The sequence below is a fragment of the Mesorhizobium sp. ESP7-2 genome (assembly GCF_020164715.1).
Taxonomy (GTDB): domain Bacteria; phylum Pseudomonadota; class Alphaproteobacteria; order Rhizobiales; family Rhizobiaceae; genus Mesorhizobium.
The window spans coordinates 65,094-81,353 of the sequence record NZ_JAIUGQ010000015.1 but is presented as its reverse complement, the minus strand read 5'-3'; the positions used below and the strand labels follow the sequence as shown (position 1 = coordinate 81,353).

18 protein-coding genes are annotated in these 16,260 nt (G+C 63.5%); 9 read left to right on the top strand and 9 right to left on the bottom strand.

Features of this window, described 5'->3' with window-relative positions; translation table 11 throughout:
- Window positions 1–10: 10 nt before the first annotated feature.
- Window positions 11–868 carry an alpha/beta fold hydrolase gene (locus tag LB543_RS16670; RefSeq protein WP_224614819.1) on the bottom strand — a complete coding sequence of 286 codons (858 nt, stop codon included), beginning with the start codon at window positions 866–868 and terminating at the stop codon, window positions 11–13.
- Window positions 869–1,020: 152 nt separating this feature from the next.
- Here LB543_RS16670 and LB543_RS16665 point away from each other — a divergent pair, with 152 nt between their 5' ends.
- The 4 genes from LB543_RS16665 (at window position 1,021) to ychF (ending at window position 4,306) form a co-directional block, all read left to right on the top strand.
- The gene (locus LB543_RS16665; protein ID WP_140810389.1) at window positions 1,021–1,449 is read left to right on the top strand and encodes a MarR family winged helix-turn-helix transcriptional regulator; all 429 of its coding nucleotides are present in this window, start codon (window positions 1,021–1,023) and stop codon (window positions 1,447–1,449) included.
- 234 nt (window positions 1,450–1,683) lie between these two features.
- Window positions 1,684–2,325 (top strand): 50S ribosomal protein L25/general stress protein Ctc, encoded by a 642-nt coding sequence (locus LB543_RS16660; protein WP_140810390.1) that lies wholly within the window; start codon window positions 1,684–1,686, stop codon window positions 2,323–2,325.
- Between the two features lie 23 nt (window positions 2,326–2,348).
- Entirely contained in the window at window positions 2,349–3,104 is a 756-nt protein-coding gene (pth, locus tag LB543_RS16655; RefSeq protein WP_224595732.1) for an aminoacyl-tRNA hydrolase, read from the top strand.
- Between the two features lie 98 nt (window positions 3,105–3,202).
- Entirely contained in the window at window positions 3,203–4,306 is a 1,104-nt protein-coding gene (gene ychF, locus LB543_RS16650; protein ID WP_224614818.1) for a redox-regulated ATPase YchF, read from the top strand.
- 68 nt (window positions 4,307–4,374) lie between these two features.
- On the opposite strand, the gene guaD is transcribed toward ychF, so the two are convergent.
- The gene (gene guaD / locus LB543_RS16645) at window positions 4,375–5,742 is read right to left on the bottom strand and encodes a guanine deaminase (RefSeq protein WP_224614817.1); all 1,368 of its coding nucleotides are present in this window, start codon (window positions 5,740–5,742) and stop codon (window positions 4,375–4,377) included.
- A gap of 136 nt (window positions 5,743–5,878) precedes the next feature.
- On the opposite strand from guaD, the gene LB543_RS16640 reads away from it, so the two are divergent.
- The 3 genes from LB543_RS16640 (at window position 5,879) to LB543_RS16630 (ending at window position 8,293) form a co-directional block, all read left to right on the top strand.
- Window positions 5,879–7,213, top strand: a complete 1,335-nt coding sequence (locus LB543_RS16640; RefSeq protein ID WP_224614816.1) for a uracil-xanthine permease family protein — start codon at window positions 5,879–5,881, stop codon at window positions 7,211–7,213.
- Between the two features lie 154 nt (window positions 7,214–7,367).
- Window positions 7,368–7,838 (top strand): MaoC family dehydratase, encoded by a 471-nt coding sequence (locus LB543_RS16635; protein WP_224614815.1) that lies wholly within the window; start codon window positions 7,368–7,370, stop codon window positions 7,836–7,838.
- Window positions 7,835–8,293 (top strand): MaoC family dehydratase, encoded by a 459-nt coding sequence (locus LB543_RS16630; protein ID WP_224614814.1) that lies wholly within the window; start codon window positions 7,835–7,837, stop codon window positions 8,291–8,293. Before LB543_RS16635 ends, LB543_RS16630 begins: the two co-directional genes overlap by 4 nt.
- A gap of 48 nt (window positions 8,294–8,341) precedes the next feature.
- On the opposite strand, the gene LB543_RS16625 is transcribed toward LB543_RS16630, so the two are convergent.
- The 4 genes from LB543_RS16625 to petA form a co-directional block, all read right to left on the bottom strand.
- Entirely contained in the window at window positions 8,342–8,887 is a 546-nt protein-coding gene (locus LB543_RS16625; protein WP_027143364.1) for an adenine phosphoribosyltransferase, read from the bottom strand.
- Between the two features lie 221 nt (window positions 8,888–9,108).
- Entirely contained in the window at window positions 9,109–9,981 is an 873-nt protein-coding gene (locus tag LB543_RS16620) for a cytochrome c1 (protein WP_140758477.1), read from the bottom strand.
- A gap of 27 nt (window positions 9,982–10,008) precedes the next feature.
- Window positions 10,009–11,349 (bottom strand): cytochrome b, encoded by a 1,341-nt coding sequence (locus LB543_RS16615; RefSeq protein ID WP_224614813.1) that lies wholly within the window; start codon window positions 11,347–11,349, stop codon window positions 10,009–10,011.
- Between the two features lie 16 nt (window positions 11,350–11,365).
- On the bottom strand, window positions 11,366–11,926 hold the full coding sequence (gene petA / locus LB543_RS16610) for a ubiquinol-cytochrome c reductase iron-sulfur subunit (RefSeq protein WP_140758479.1): 561 nt from the start codon (window positions 11,924–11,926) through the stop codon (window positions 11,366–11,368).
- A gap of 314 nt (window positions 11,927–12,240) precedes the next feature.
- Here petA and LB543_RS16605 point away from each other — a divergent pair, with 314 nt between their 5' ends.
- On the top strand, window positions 12,241–12,585 hold the full coding sequence (locus tag LB543_RS16605; protein WP_224614812.1) for a cupin domain-containing protein: 345 nt from the start codon (window positions 12,241–12,243) through the stop codon (window positions 12,583–12,585).
- Window positions 12,586–12,668: 83 nt separating this feature from the next.
- On the top strand, window positions 12,669–13,553 hold the full coding sequence (locus LB543_RS16600; RefSeq protein WP_224614811.1) for an alpha/beta fold hydrolase: 885 nt from the start codon (window positions 12,669–12,671) through the stop codon (window positions 13,551–13,553).
- Here the strand turns inward: LB543_RS16600 and LB543_RS16595 are convergent.
- Genes LB543_RS16595 through LB543_RS16585 form a run of 3 tightly spaced genes read right to left on the bottom strand, consistent with a single transcriptional unit; the run spans window position 13,534 to window position 16,250 of the window.
- Complete coding sequence (locus tag LB543_RS16595) at window positions 13,534–13,845, bottom strand: DUF6665 family protein (RefSeq protein ID WP_224614810.1); 312 nt, start codon at window positions 13,843–13,845, stop codon at window positions 13,534–13,536. The two genes, LB543_RS16600 and LB543_RS16595, sit on opposite strands and share 20 nt — an antisense overlap.
- A 1-nt stretch (window position 13,846) precedes the next feature.
- Window positions 13,847–14,362, bottom strand: coding sequence for a GNAT family N-acetyltransferase (locus LB543_RS16590; RefSeq protein ID WP_224595727.1), 516 nt, complete (start codon window positions 14,360–14,362; stop codon window positions 13,847–13,849).
- A gap of 4 nt (window positions 14,363–14,366) precedes the next feature.
- Window positions 14,367–16,250, bottom strand: coding sequence for an ABC transporter ATP-binding protein (locus LB543_RS16585; protein ID WP_140758483.1), 1,884 nt, complete (start codon window positions 16,248–16,250; stop codon window positions 14,367–14,369).
- Window positions 16,251–16,260: the final 10 nt, after the last annotated feature.

The following is a 16,260-nucleotide window of genomic DNA, read 5'->3' as shown; positions in this document are numbered from 1 at the left end:
TGGGAAGCATCTAGTCCTTGAAGAAAGCCAGCAGGTCGGCGTTGATGATTTCGGTGTGGGTCGTGGCCATGCCGTGCGGAAAGCCCTTGTAGACCTTGAGCTCGCCCTTCTTGAGCAGCTTGATGCTCAGCAGCGCCGAGTCGGCGATGGGGACGATCTGGTCGTCGTCGCCATGCATGACCAGCACCGGCACATCGATCGCCTTCAGATCCTCGGTGAAATCGGTTTCCGAAAAGGCCTTGATGCAGTCGTAATGCGCCTTGGTGCCGCCCATCATGCCCTGGCGGTACCAGTTGTCGACAACGCCCTGCGAAACCTCGGCGCCCGGACGGTTGAAACCGTAGAACGGGCCGGCGGGAACATCCACATAGAGCTGGGCGCGGTTGGCGGCGACGCCGGAACGGAAGCCGTCGAACACCTCGATGGGAAGGCCGCCGGGATTGGCTGGGGTCTTGAGCATGATCGGCGGCACCGCGCCGAGCAACGCTGCCTTGGCGACACGGCCGCCCGAGCCATACCGGGCAACATAGCGCGCCACCTCGCCGCCCCCGGTCGAATGGCCGACATGGATGGCATCCCTGAGGTCGAGATGCGCGACAAGTTCAGCCACATCGGCGGCATAGGTGTCCATCTCGTTGCCGATATCGGTCTGGGTCGAGCGGCCATGGCCGCGGCGGTCATGGGCGATGACACGGTAGCCCTGTGCCAGGAAGAATAGCATCTGAGCGTCCCAGTCGTCGCTGCTCAATGGCCAGCCGTGATGGAAGACGATGGGCTGACCGGTTCCCCAGTCCTTGTAATAGATTTGCGTGCCGTCCTTGGTGGTGATCGTGCCGCTGCCTGAGCCTGATTTGGTTTGCGAGGTCATCTCAATCTCCGTTCGATTAATGTCGCGATAAACAATATCGCGATATCAATCTCGCTAACGCAGCTTGATCTCCGTGTCCACAAAAATACGTATCGCGATATCATTTTTCGTAGTACATATCCCGGGCGCTTAATCGGCAAAGGAATGTTGTCGTGCCTCTCCCGTTGGACAATCAGCTCTGCTTCACGCTCTACGCCACCAGCATGGCGATCAATCGCACCTACAAGCCGATGCTGGACGAGATGGGCATCACCTATCCGCAATATCTCGTGCTCAACGCTCTGGGCGAGGCCGACGGCATGTCTGTCGGCACGATCGCGCACAGGCTCGCTCTGGAATCGAGCACGGTCACGCCGCTGGTCAAGCGCATGGAACAGGCCGGCCTGTTGACCCGCCAGCGCAGCCAGACCGACGAGCGCCAGGTGCAGGTCGACCTGACATCAGCCGGCCGCAAGCTGCTCGTGCAGTGCAACTGCCTGAACGAGACCCTGGTTAAGCGCTCGGGCATGACGCTGGCCGAGCTCGACGCCCTGAACCGGCAGGTCCAGGCACTGCGCGATGCCTTGAGCGGCGACCGGTAAGCGACGGCCTTCCCACCGCTTGCACGCCTGCCCACCTTCCGCTATAGAGCCGCCACCCGCGTAGACACCCTTGGAGGCAACGCGGCGGAAGGCTGCCTTCCCCTTGTGATCCGAACAAAGATCCGCTCGCTGCGGTTTCCGGCATTCGGACATCGAGGTCTGGCGGCTTTCGACGTTTACGGCTTGGGCACATCGCCGACCGTAGGCGCTCCATAACACGCGAAAGGAAAAACCATGAGCCACGATACTTACGAGCTCAAGGCCGAAGCGCGCGAACAGGTCGGTAAGGGGTCCGCCCGTGCAGTTCGCCGCAATGGTAAAGTGCCTGCAGTAATTTACGGTGACAAGCAGCCTCCCCTGGCGATCGCTCTCACCTACAAGGACATCTTCTACAAGATCCATGGCGGCGGGTTCCTGACCACGGTCGCCACGATTGATGTCGATGGCAAGAAGATCCAGGTCCTGCCGAAGGACTTCCAGCTTGACCCTGTCAAGGACTTCCCGATGCACGTGGATTTCCTGCGCATTGGCAAGGACACGGAAGTCAACGTCGATGTTCCCGTGCACTTCATCAATGAAGACAAGTCGCCCGGCATCAAGCGTGGCGGCGTGCTCAACATCGTGCGTCACGAAGTCGAGTTCCACTGCCCGGCCAATGCGATCCCGGAATTCATCACCGTCGATCTCACCGGCGCCGACATCGGCGATTCGATCCACATCTCGGCGGTCAAGCTGCCGGCCGGCGTCAAGCCGGTCATCTCCGACCGCGACTTCACCATCGCGACCGTTGCTGGTTCGGCGGCGATGAAGCCGGAGACGGAAGAGACGGTCGAGGCTGAGGCTCCCGAAGCGGCTCCGGCCGCCGAAGAGAAGTAACTCTTTCACGCCCGGAGCGGACGATGCCAGGGAAGACGGCGCTTGTCTTTGCAGGCCTCGGCAATCCGGGCGCGAAATATGCTCAAAACCGGCACAATGTCGGCTTCATGGCGGCGGACGCTATCGCTCGCCGCCATTCCTTTTCGCCCTGGTCGAAGAAGTTCCAGGGCCTGATTTCCGAAGGCACGCTCGGCGGCGAAAAGATCATCCTGATCAAGCCGCAGACCTTCATGAACCTGTCCGGCCAGTCGGTCGGCGAAGCGCTGCGCTTCTACAAGCTCGACCTTTCCGCCCTCACCGTCTTCTATGACGAGATCGATCTTGCCGAAGGTAAGCTGCGCATCAAGACCGGCGGCGGCGCCGGCGGCCACAACGGCATCCGCTCGATCGACGGCCATATCGGCAACGCTTATCGGCGCGTGCGCATCGGCGTCGGCCATCCCGGCGTCAAGGAAATGGTCCAGCATCATGTGCTCGGCGATTTCGCCAAGGCCGACCGCGAATGGCTCGACCCACTGCTCGACGCGATCGCCGACAATGCGGCGATGATCGTCAAGGGCGACGAATCCGGCTTCATGAACAAGGCCGCCCTTGCCATCCAGGGCAAGGCGGGCGCCGAGCCGGAAAAGCCGGCGCAGAAGCAGTCCAGCCCGAAACAGCAAAGCTCGAAACAGCAGAGCCACATTCGCCAGGCCCGCCCCCAGCAGGCGCCCGCCAAGCTACCCGAGACCGGCCCGATGGCCGCCATGCTGAAGAAACTCTTCGGCAACAAGGACTGAAGCATAGGCGCATGTGGCCTTACAGGGCTTGACGTTCCCAACCCCTATCGCCCATAGCCCTGATCAAATTTCGCTTTTCCCCGATAGGACCGGACAAAATGGGTTTCAAATGCGGCATCGTTGGCTTGCCCAATGTCGGCAAGTCGACGCTTTTCAACGCGCTGACGAGGACGGCCGCCGCGCAGGCCGCCAATTATCCCTTCTGCACCATCGAACCGAACACCGGCGAGGTGGCGGTGCCCGATCCGCGCCTGCAGAAGATCGCCGAGGTCGCCAAGTCGAAGGAGATCATCCCGACGCGCATCTCCTTCGTCGACATTGCCGGCCTGGTGCGCGGCGCTTCGAAGGGCGAAGGATTGGGCAACCAGTTCCTCGCCAACATCCGCGAGGTCGACGCCATCGTGCATGTGCTGCGCTGCTTCGAGGATGACGACATCACCCATGTCGAGGGCCGCATCGACCCGGTCGCCGACGCCGAGACGGTCGAGACCGAACTGATGCTCGCCGACCTCGACAGCATCGAGCGCCGCATCGTGCAGATCCGCAAGCGCGCCGGCAGCAAGGACAAGGAAGCGACCACGGTGCTGCCGATGATGGAGGCAGCACTAGAACTGCTGCAGGCCGGCAAACCGACCCGCATCCTGCTCAAGGGCATTTCGGCGGAGGACCTGCGCATCCTGCAGGGGCTGAACCTTCTGACCTCGCACCCCGTGCTCTATGTCTGCAACGTCGCCGAGGCCGATGCCGCGACCGGCAACGAGCACACCAGGGCCGTGGAAAAGATGGCCACCGCGCAGGGCGCCGGCACCGTCGTGATCTCGGCCGCGATTGAGGCCGAAGTCGCCCAGCTCTCGGACGAGGAAGAGATGGAGTTCCTGTCCTCGCTCGGGCTCGACGAGCCTGGCCTCAACAAGGTCATCCGCGCCGGCTACGACCTGTTGCATCTGATCACCTATTTCACCGCCGGTCCGAAGGAAACGCGCGCCTGGACCATCCACAAGGGCGACAAGGCCCCGCAGGCCGCCGGCGTCATCCACACCGACTTCGAACGCGGCTTCATCCGCGCCCAAACCATCGCCTACAACGACTTCGTCACGCTGGGCGGCGAAGTGGCGGCCAAGGAAGCCGGCAAGGCACGCGATGAAGGCAAGGAATACGTCGTCCAGGACGGCGACGTCATGCTGTTCAAGTTCAACACGTGATGTGACGGAAATCACGTCCCCCATGGCGCCGTGAAGTCCAAATCTCTCGGGGCGGCCACAAGCCGGCCTCAGCTACCGCCGATCACCCTGCGGCCTCCAACCCACACAGCGGCAATATTGGCGCGCCCCGCATTGAGCACAATCTTCTGGAAGACGTCGTCGCGCGTATCGTCGGCGGCGTTGAGGTGGATATTCGAGGCGCTCGCTTTCGTGTCGATCAGCAGCGCGTCGAATTCGTGTCCGACGCGAAAACTGCCCGTCGGCAGGTCGAGCGCTTCAGCACCTCCGGCAGTCGCCAGCCAGAACGCTTCCTGATGCGTGATCGGCTCGCCGGGCGCGCCGCGCTCCTCTGCCGGCAGACCGGCATGCACGCCGCTCTGCAGCGTCCTCGAGGCAGACAGCGCATGCCGGCAGCCATCGAACAGCGATGGGCTGTAGCCGCCTGAAATATCGGTGCCGAGACCGACATGCATGTGCCGGTCGAGTGCCGCGCGCAGCGGAAACACCGCATTGGCGAAGTAGATATTGGAGAGCGGGCAATGAGCGACGCCAGCGCCCTTCTCCTTGATCAGATCCATGTCCTGTCCGTCTATGAAGTTCGAATGCGCCAGGATCGTGTGGCGGGTGAGCAGGCCGAAACCATCGAGGCTTGCCGCATCGGTGCGGCCGAAGCGGTCTTCCACGAACTGTTTTGCCCAATCGCTTTCGGAGCAATGGGTCTGCACGTGGCAGCCGAACTCCTCGGCGAGCTCGCCCAGCCCCTGCAAAGCCGCATCCGTGCAGCTTGGAATGAAGCGTGGCGTTATCACCGGCTGGACCAGCGGCCTTTCGCCCGGACCCAATGACCTGACCGCTTCGATGAAGCGCCTGGTATCCGAAACGGCACTTGCCGCATCGGTATCGCGGTAGAAGGGTGGGCACTGTTCGGGATCGTCCATCACCACCTTGCCGACCAGAGCGCGCTGGCCCTTTTCGAGGCATGTCTCGGCGAGCGCCACGCTCGCCTCGACGTGGACGGTGGCGAAATAGAGCGCCGTGGTGGTGCCGTTGGCGAGAAGATTGTCGACCAGATCGGCATAGACCTCGCGAGCATAGTCCAAATCCGCATAGCGGGCCTCGAGCGGAAAGGTGTATTTCTGCAGCCAGACTTCGAGCGGCACATCCAGCGCCTTGCCCATCTGCGGCCATTGCGGCGCATGGATGTGCAGGTCGATGAGTCCGGGCAGCAGGAACTGCCCCTCACCGAGTTCCATCAGCCTGCCAGCCTGACGGGCATCGCTCATCGTCACCGCGTATTCCGGGTGGCCGGGCGCCAGGATCTCGGCTATGCGCCCTTGCGCACCAACGCAGAACAGATGCTCCTCCAGCACCTCCAGCCTGCCACGCTCGGGCGTGTGGAAGGCAGTGCCAAGCAGCGTGAACGGTTCTGCCGTCATATTGTCGCTCCGGTTCTGCTGGCGCGCGGGACTGCCGACGCGTGGCCTAGAAGAAAACAGTTGGCAAACATTTCCACCGCTGTCCTTTGCCGCCGACTGATCCCATGATCGGCCGGGGATTTCCAGAGGGGACATCATGGAACGCGTTGCGCCAGAAGTCACTTTGATCGCTCAGCCGGACGATCCGTTGCCGCTGGGCAAGGCCACCCTGCTCGGCCTCCAGCACGTGCTGGCGATGGACGTCTATATCGTGCCGTTCATCATCGCTTCGGTGCTTGCCTTCAGCGTCGGCGACGCCGGCGCCTTCATCCAGTCGGCCTTCGTGGCGGCCGGCGTCGCAACCCTGATCCAGTCGCAGCTTCTGATGCGCCTGCCGGTCGTCCAGGGACCGTCCTTCGTCCCGATCGGCGCGGTGCTGGCGATTGCCTTCGGCGCCGGCGGCGGCATGGCAGGACTGTCCGCCGTGATCGGCGCGCTCATTCCGGGCGCCATACTGGTCATGCTGCTTGGCTCGCCGACAAAGCTCTTCCACCGTCTCGTCAACCGCTTCGTGCCGCCCATCGTTGGCGGCGCCATCATCATCGTCGTCGGGGTCGCGCTGATGCCGGTGGCGCTGAAGGAGAGCGTGTTCGCCGTCCACGGCGCCGCCACCGTCGGCGGCAACATCATCCTCGCCTTCATCGCCGCGGCAGTGCTTGTCGGCTGCATGCTGACCGGCATGGCGCTTGGCGCGAAAGGCGCCTGGCTGCGCCTGCTGTCCGTCATCATCGCGCTTGTCGCCGGCAGCGTGGCGGCCGCTTTCATGGGTCAGTTGGACATGACGGGCGTTTCCGCCGCGACCTGGTTTTCCATGCCGCGCATTGCATTCCTCAATCTCGACGTGACCTTCTCCTGGTCTGCGACGCTGACGATGCTGATCGTCTATATCGTCGTCCTCGCTGAAACCACCGGTACCTGGTTCGCGGTCGGCGCCGTCATCGATAGGCCGCTCTCGGACCAGCAACTCGACCGGGGCGCTACCGGCGAAGGCCTCGGCTGCCTCATCAGCGCGCTGCTGTGCAGCACACCGGTCACCGGCTATTCGTCCAATGCCGGCATCATCGCCATAACCGGCATCGCCAGCCGTGCCGCCTTCGCGGCGGCCGGCATCTTCCTGGTGCTGTTCGGGCTGATCGGCAAGCTCTCCGCGGTCATCGCCTCGATCCCGGGACCGGTGATCGGTGGCGTCTTCGGCGTGCTGTGCGTCGTCATCGCCATGAACGGTTTTCGCGTGGTGCGCGCCACGCCGCTGACCGAAAGGAACATGCTGGTCATCGGCCTGCCGATCCTGATGGCGCTGTTCGCCACACTGGCGCCGCCGGATTTCATCAAGACGTTGCCCGACATCGTTCAGTATATTTTAGGCTCATCCATCGCCTTCGGCGCCGTCTGGGCGATCGTCCTGCACCAGATCCTGCCGAACGCCCGCTAGACTATCGGAGGCGCGCGGCTGGCGCCGACCGCCGCCGCGGGCCCGATCGCGCCGGCTGGCTCACCAGAAAGGGCTTGACCAAACCGCCGGCGGCCTGCATCCGGGTTTTGCCGATCCATGCGGATCGCGCATTCTACAACCGGATTTGCAGACCATGACCGCAAAGACATGGGCGTATGAGGACTTCGTCGAGGGAGCCTCGTTCGATCTCGGCACCAAACAGGTGAGCGCGGCCGAGATCATCGAGTTCGCCAGCGAGTTCGACGCCCAGCCGATGCACCTCGACGAGGAGGCCGGCAAGGCCAGCATTCTCGGTGGCCTCTCGGCTTCGGGTTGGCACACCTGCGCCATGTTCATGCGCATGCTGTGCGACGCCTTCCTGCTGGACTCCACCTGCCAGGGTGCGCCTGGCGTCGATCAGGTCAAATGGAAAAAGCCGGTGCTCGCCGGCGATACGCTGCGGGGCAACCTGGTGGTTCTGGCCAGGCGCCTGTCGAAGTCGAAGCCGCAACTCGGCTTCGTGGCCATGCGCAGCGAACTGGTCAACCAGCGCGGCGAAAGCGTCTTCGAGCTCGAGAATTCCGTCATGTTCCTGACGCGCGATGCCGCGGGGAATGCGTCATGACACTGGACGAATTCTTCCGCATCGGCACCACGGTGACGCTGGGCTCGCACACATTCGAACCCGAGGCGATCAAGGCGTTCGCCCGCAAATACGACCCGCAGATCTTCCATATCGACGAGGAGGCCGCGAGGAAGAGCGTGCTCGGCGGGCTCTGCGCCTCCGGCTGGCACACCGCGGCCACCTGGATGAAGCTGAACCTGGAGACCCGCCTGGACGCCGAAGGCTGGGGCGGCCCGGTGCCCGAATTCGGCCCCTCCCCCGGCTTCAAGAACCTGAAATGGCTGAAGCCCGTCTATGCCGGGCAAACCATCACCTTCACCCGCACGGCGCTTTCCCACCGCCCCATAGCGTCCCGCCCCGGCTGGCGTTTGCTGGCGTTGCTCTGCGAGGCCTCCGATTCGACCGGCGGCAAGGTGCTGGAGTTCGAAAGCGCGGTGCTAGTGAAGGTTGGGTGAGGCGTCTCTTCCTTCTGCCCTTGTGGGAGAAGGGAAAATCCGCACCCTTCAATGCCCTTCGAAGCCGATCAGCGTCCGCACCGGCACGCCGAGCGCTTCGAGCTTGGCGCGCCCGCCCAGATCCGGCAGGTCGATGACAAAGCAGGCGGCGAGGATGTCGGCGCCGATCTGGCGCAGCAGCTTGACCGCCGCTTCCGCCGTGCCGCCGGTGGCGATCAGATCGTCGACCAGGATCACCTTCTCGCCGGGCGCGACGCCGTCCTTGTGCATTTCCATCTCGTCCAGCCCGTATTCCAGGCTGTAGGCGACGCGCACGGTCTCATAAGGCAGCTTGCCCTTTTTGCGGATCGGCACGAAGCCGGCCGAAAGCTGGTGGGCGACGGCGCCGCCCAGGATGAAGCCGCGCGCTTCGATGCCGGCGATCTTGTCGATCTTCTGCCCGGCATAGGGATGCACCAGCTCGTCGATGGCGCGGCGGAAAGCGCGCGCGTTGCCGAGCAGCGTGGTGATGTCGCGAAACAGGATGCCAGGCCTGGGATAGTCCGGAATGGTGCGGATCGACGCCAGCAGCGTGTCTTCGAGCGAGGATTTCATGAAGCGGCTCCGGATGATCCAGCTGACAGAAGCGAAACGGCGCGGGGCCGATCGTAACCCGGCGCGACCGACAACGGCTAGCGCGATGTGACGGTCGAGACAAGCACATCCGGCATGTGCGGTGACGGCCATGTGACACCGCACAGGTGTGGCGGTGTAATCCACCCCAAAAGCAGAAAGGGCGCCTCGCGGCGCCCCATGTCGTGCTCCGAACGGCCGCCTTAGTGCGCGACGGCTTCCCACACCTTGCGCTTGGTCATGTAGACCAGGGCGCCGAACAGGAGCAGGAACACCAGCACGCGGAAGCCCATCTTCTTGCGGTCTTCCATGTGCGGCTCGGCCGCCCATGTCAGGAAGGCAGCCACGTCGCGGGAATACTGGTCGATAGTCTGCGGCGAACCGTCGTCATAGGTCACCTGGCCGTCCGAGAGCGGCTTGGGCATCTTCAACGACACGCTGGACATGAAGTACGGATTGTAGTGCGTGCCTTCCGGGATGACCATTCCGGCCGGCGGCGTCTGGTCGTAGCCGGTCAGCAGCGAATGGATATAGTCGGGGCCGCCCGCGTCATACTGGGTGAAGATGTCGAAGACGAACTGCGGAAAGCCGCGCTCGACGCCGCGCGCCTTGGCCAGCAGCGACATGTCAGGCGGCGCCGCGCCGCCATTGGAGGCAGCGGCGGCTTCCTCGTTGGCGAACGGCGCCGGGAAATGATCGGACGGCTTGCCGGGACGGTCGAACATGTCGCCGGCATCGTTGGGGCCGTCATGGATGGTGTACTCGGCCGCCAGCGTCTTGATCTGGGCGTCGCTGTAGCCGAGGTCCGAAAGCGTGCGGAACGCCACCAGGTTCATCGAATGGCAGGCCGAGCAGACTTCCTTGTAGACCTTCAGGCCGCGCTGCAGCTGCGCCTTGTCATAGGTGCCGAACGGGCCGGTGAAGCTCCAGCTCATTTCCTTCGGCTCGTTGATCGGGAAATGCGTCGGAGCCGCCGCGTTGTGCGCCTCTTCGGCCGCGAACGCCCAAGTGCCTGCTACCCCAGTGCCGGCGGCCACAAGGCCGACCAGCGCCAGCGAGGTGAGAATCTTTTTCATGCCAAATCCCCTTAGATTCTCTACCGCTCAGCCCTTGGTCTCAGGTGCTGCCATGGCGCCCGCCGGATGTCCGCTGCCGCCCTTGTTCTTCTCCAGCACCGCCTCGGTGATCGAATTCGGCAGCCTGCGCGGCGTCTCGATCAGGCCGAGCACCGGCAGGATGACGAGGAAGAAGGCGAAGTAGAACAGCGTCGCAGCTTGAGCGTAGCCAACGTAGTTGCCCACGACCTCACCGGTTAGGAGGCTCAACAGACCGCCGCCTTCCGCCGGCTGCGAGCCCAGCCAGCCCAGCAGGATGGCATTGGCCACGAACAGCCAGAAGAACAGCTTGTACCAGGGCCGGTAGACCGCCGAGCGCACCTTGGAGGTATCGAGCCACGGCACCAGGAACAGCATGACGATGGCGCCGAACATGCACAGCACGCCGCCGAGCTTGGAATTGATCGGCCCGATGTTGAAGGTGATGGCGCGCAGGATCGCGTAGAACGGCAGGAAGTACCATTCCGGAACGATATGGGCCGGGGTCTTCAACGGGTTGGCGACCGTGTAGTTGTCCGGATGGCCGAGATAGTTCGGCAGGTAGAAGACGAAATAGGCGAAGATGAACAGGAACACGATCATGCCGAACGCGTCCTTGATGGTTGCGTAGGGGGTGAAGGCGACTGTGTCGGTCTTCGACTTGACCTCGATGCCGGTCGGGTTCGACTGGCCGACGACATGCAGCGCCCAGACGTGCAACACGACGACGCCGGCAATCATGAACGGCAGCAGGTAATGCAGCGCGAAGAAGCGGTTGAGCGTCGGATTGTCGACGGCAAAGCCGCCGAGCAGGAGCTGCTGGATCCAGTCGCCGACCAGCGGAATAGCGCTGAAGAAGCCGGTGATGACGGTGGCGCCCCAGAAGCTCATCTGCCCCCATGGCAGCACATAGCCCATGAAGCCGGTCGCCATCATCAGGAGGTAGATGATGCAGCCCAGGATCCACAGAAGTTCGCGCGGCGCCTTGTAGGAACCGTAATAAAGACCGCGGAAGATGTGCAGGTAGACGGCGATGAAGAAGAACGAGGCGCCGTTGGCATGCATGTAGCGCAGGAGCCATCCCGAATTCACGTCGCGCATGATCTTCTCGACCGAACCGAAGGCGAGATTGGTGTCGGCCGTATAGTGCATGGCCAGCACGATGCCGGTCAGGATCTGCGCCACCAGCATGATCGCCAGGATGCCGCCGAAGGTCCACATATAGTTCAGGTTGCGCGGCACCGGATAGGCGATGAAGCTGTCATAGACCATCCTGGGCAGCGGCATGCGGGCGTCGAACCAGCGTTCGATACCGGTCTTCGGCGTATAGGTCGAGTGTCCCTCGCTCATCGAAATATCCCCTGCCTCAACCGATAAGGAGTTTGGTGTCGGAAACGAACTTGAATACCGGAATCGCCATGTTCTCCGGCGCCGGGCCTTTGCGGATGCGGCCGGCAGTGTCGTATTGCGAGCCATGGCACGGGCAGAACCAGCCGCCGAAATCGCCTTCCTGGCCGAGCGGAATACAACCCAGATGGGTGCAGACCTGAACCATCACCATCCAGGCTTCCTTGCCGGGCGTGGTGCGGTTGGCGTCGGTCGCCGGCGCATCGGCCGGCAAATTGGCGTTGCGCGCGATCGGATCCTTGAGATCGGAGAGGCTGACGGCCTCGCCTTCCTTCATTTCCTTCTCGGTGCGGTTGCGCACCACGACGGGCTTGCCGCGCCACTTGACGATCAGCGAGCTGCCAGGCGTCAGCGAGGAGACATCGACCTCGACCGAAGCGAGCGCCAGCGTCGAGGCGTCGGGGCGCATCTGGTCGATGAACGGCCAGGCGAAGGCACCGGCGCCGACCACGGCGGCCATGCCGGTGGCGACGTAGAGAAAATCTCGACGGTTGGGATCGTGGATGTCGGTTGCGCTCACGGGTGCCTGATCCTTTCGCCTCTTCCGCGCCGGTGGTCGAGCCTTGTTCCCCGCTCAATCACGCCAACCCGACAGCGCATGGCGAACAGGCTAGCGAATTCCTCCGGCATTTGGACTTCGGTTTATGCGTGAAGCCCGTTCTTGTCCAGACGGGTGAAGGCACAAGGGCAGATTGTCGCGGGGACAAAATACCCGGTCGCCCGGCGGGACAGCCAGGTGCCGTGAAAGGCGGCTAAACAGCCGGGAAACAACCGCAAATCCGATGCCTGGCTTCGCCTCGACACTGAGCATCGGCGTGATCTATCCTTGGCCGCATGGCGCACGTCATCGATCGCGAGGAATGGGCTGTTCGCTCCAACCACTGGAAGGGCGAACTGCAATGTGGCGCCTACGGCTCCAACTCCTGCCTGATCTTCAACTACCTGCCCGACGTCGGCGGCGGCCCGCGGCTGCACGCGCATCCCTATGCCGAGATCTTCATCATCCGCCAGGGGACCGGCTTGCTCACGGTCGGCGACCAGGAGATCGAAGCCACCGCCGGTCAGATCGTCATCGTGGCGCCGCACACGCCGCACAAATTCACCAATCTCGGCCCGGGTCCGCTGGAAACGACCGACATCCACGAAAACGGTAGCTTCATAACCGAATGGCTGGAGTGATTCCTGCATAGCCCTGGCGGATTCCCGGTTGGCGCCTAGATCTTCGGCATAGGCGCCATCCGGGAAGCCGCCAGGGCCAGGACATGCAAACCTCGACCATCGAAATCGAAGGGCTGAGCATTGCCATGCGCGAGGCAGGCCCTGCCGGAGCGCCGGCTTTCCTCCTGCTGCATGGATGGCCGCAAAGCTCCTACGCCTTCGAGCGGGTGATCGGCCGGCTGGCGGCCGACTACCGGGTCGTCGCCCCTGACCTGCCCTGCATCGGCGGCTCGCAAGGCCTGCCCGGGGCCGGCGACAAGAGAACCCTGGCGAGACTGATGCGAGGCGTCGCCGAGGTTTGCGGGCTGCGGCAACTCGTGGCCGCCGGCCATGATGTCGGCGGCCAGATCGTGTTTGCCCTGTTGAGAGACCATCCGGACATCCTTTCCGGCGCGGCGATCATGGATGTCGTCATTCCAGGCATTGCGCCGTGGGAGAAGGTCATTCGCGATCCGCGGATCTGGCACTTTGCGTTCCATGCCGTCCCGGCCTTGCCGGAAACGCTGGTCAGCGGCCATCAGAGCGCCTATTTCGACTTCTTCTTCAATGTGCTTTCGAAGGATCGAGCCTCGATCCCTGACGACGCCAGGGAAATCTACGCCAAGGCCTATTCCCGGCCGGAAAGCCTCCAGGCGGGGTTCGACTGGTATCGCGCCTTTCCCGAGGATGCCAAGGCCAATGCCGCGCGGCCCGCGAAGCCGATTGCGATTCCGGTGCTGTATCTGAGGGGTGCGGCCGAGTCCGGCGACATCGGCGACTATGTCGATGGCCTGCGCGCCGCCGGGCTCTCAAATGTCGAGGGCGACATCATAGCCGACAGCGGACATTTCGTTGCCGACGAAAATCCCGATGCGCTTGCCGCCCGCCTGGCGCGCTTCCACGGGGAAATCAGCGCGGCAAGCTCCAGCTCTACATGGCGCCAAGCCTGACCAGCACGGCTTTCGGGATATCGTATTCGCGGATGACGGCGTCATGCTTGCGAAAGCCGCACAGCTCTCGCTGGATGAAATAGCCATGCACCGCCGCGGCCGCCTCCTTGAGCAGACGGGGGCGCAACTTATCGTCGCCATTGTCACGCAGCCTGGCCAGGGTTTCTTCCACGCGCTGTCCGGCGCGACCGAGTGCCGCCGCCTTCTCGGCGAGGATTTCATGGCCAAGCGCGTCGAAGGCCGCCTCGGCAGCCGACGTGCCGGCAAGATGAGATGGCGGACGCAAGGACATTTCAGTTGCCTTTCCCGAACACCATGCGGTGGGTGACGAATTCTTCGCCTTCCAGGCGCTGAAAGCCAAGCCGTTCATAAAAACCGAAGGCTTCCGGCGGCGCGCGAGTGTTCAACACGGTGAAATATTGGCGGGCCCGGTCGATCACGGTCTCGACCAGCATGCGGCCAAGGCCGTTGCGGCGATGGCGTGAGCTGACGAACAGGTGCCGGACCCGGCCCTGGTCCCTGCCCTCGAAATAAGGATCGATGTTCAGCCCGCAAACGCCGGCGAGTTCGGCGCCATGCCATGCTCCAAACAGCGCCTCGCCCCGCCTCAGGAACTTGTTGCGGCCGCTTGCCCAGCCATCGCCCAGGCGCACCAGCATCCAGTAACCCTCCAGCCGGCTCTCTTCCTTCAACGCGTCGAAGGCCGCCACGGTTGGTCGCAAACGCTTGAGCACGTAGCCGATCCCTGGGCCGATTTCTGGGCCGACCTCTGGGCCGATTTCCGGGCTGGCCTCTGGCGATCCACCCATGCGCCTACTCCGCCGGCCGCGTCTCTTCCAGCACGCTTTCCTCGTGATAGAGGAAGCCGCCGGATTGGCGCTTCCACAGCCGGGCATAGAGCCCGTCGAGCGCCACAAGTTCGTCATGCGTGCCTTGCTCGACGATGCGGCCGCCGTCCAGCACTACCAGCCGGTCGAGGGCCGCGATCGTCGACAGCCGGTGCGCGATGGCGATCACGGTCTTGTTCTCCATCAGCCGCGTCAGATTCTCCTGGATCGCCGCCTCGATGTCGGAATCGAGTGCCGACGTCGCCTCGTCGAGGATCAGGATCGGCGCATCCTTGAGGAAGACGCGGGCGATGGCCACGCGTTGGCGCTGGCCGCCCGACAGTTTGACGCCGCGCTCGCCGACGAAGGCTTCGTAGCCATGGCGATCCCTGTTGTCGCGCAAGGTGAGGATGAATTCGTGGGCCTCGGCCTTCTTCGCAGCCGCGATCACCTGCGCGTCGGTCGCATCGGGCATGCCGAGCTTGATGTTGTCGCGTAGCGAGCGGTGGAACAGGGCGGTGTCCTGGCTGACGACGCCGATATTGGCGCGCAACGAATTCTGCGTCACACCAGAGACGTCCTGGCCGTCGATGGTGATCTGGCCGCTTTCGAGATCGTAGAGGCGCAGGATCAGGTTGGCCAGCGTCGTCTTGCCGGCGCCCGATGGCCCGACCAGCCCGACCTTCTCGCCCGGCTTGACGACAAGGTGGATACCGTTCAGCACGCCGAACCCCTTGCCGTAATGGAACTCGACATTCTTCACGTCGATGCGTCCGCCCGTCACGACCAGCTCCTTCACGCCCGGTTCATCGGTCAGGCCGAGCGGCTGCGAGATCAGCGCCTTGGAGTTCTCCAGCACGCCGAGGTTTCGCAAGATGCCGTTCATCTGCATCATCACCCGGCCGAGCAGCATGTTGAGCCGCAGCACCAGCGACAGCGTAAAGGCGACGGCGCCGACGGTGATCGAACCCTCGACCCAGAGATAGACGGCAAAGCAGCCGATCGCCGTAATCATAACGCCCGAGAGCGTCGTCAGCGCCATGCGCACGCCGGTCAACCGGCGGGTGAAAGGCCGCAGCGCGTCGAGATAGATGTCGAAGCCGTTCCTGATGTAGCGGTCGTCGCCGTCGGCCGCGAACAGTTTCAGTGTTTGCACGTTGGAATAGGAATCGACGATGCGGCCATTGATCATCGAGCCCGCCTCGGCTGTCGCTTCGGCGTGCTTGCGGATCGCCGGCAGGTAGCGCCTGGCCAGAAAGCCGAAGGCGGTGATCCAGATCACCACCAATGCCGCCAGCCTGAGGTCCAGCCCTGCGACCAGGGCCAGCGTCGTCACCGTATAGACGATCATGAACCAGACGACCTCGATGAAGCTTTCCATCAGGTCGCCGGTCGCCTGCCCCGCCTGCCAGACTTTCGTCGCGATTCTGCCGGCGAAATCGTTCTGGAAGAAGGCGTAGGACTGGCGCGAGACGTGCCGGTGCGCCTGCCAGCGCACCAGATTGTAGAAGCCGGGCGTGATCGTCTGTTCGTCGACCAGCGCCGACAACCCGACGACCACGGTTCGGATGACCAGCACCACCGCGACCATGAACACAAGTTCGGGGCCGGCGGCGGTCCACAGCGCGTGCCAGCTCCGCTCGCCGGGCAATTGATCGAGAATATCGACCAGCCGCCCGACAAAATAGAACAGGCCGGCCTCGACCAGCGGCGCGATGCCGCCGATGACCAGCATGGCGAAGAAGGCGAACTTCGCCTGGCCGACATAGTGCCAGAGGAAGCCGGCGACGCTGGCCGGTGGCCGAAGATTCGCCGGCTCCCTGAACGGATAGACCCAGTTCTCGAACCAGCGGTAGACGGCTGTCATCATGCGGCGGCCA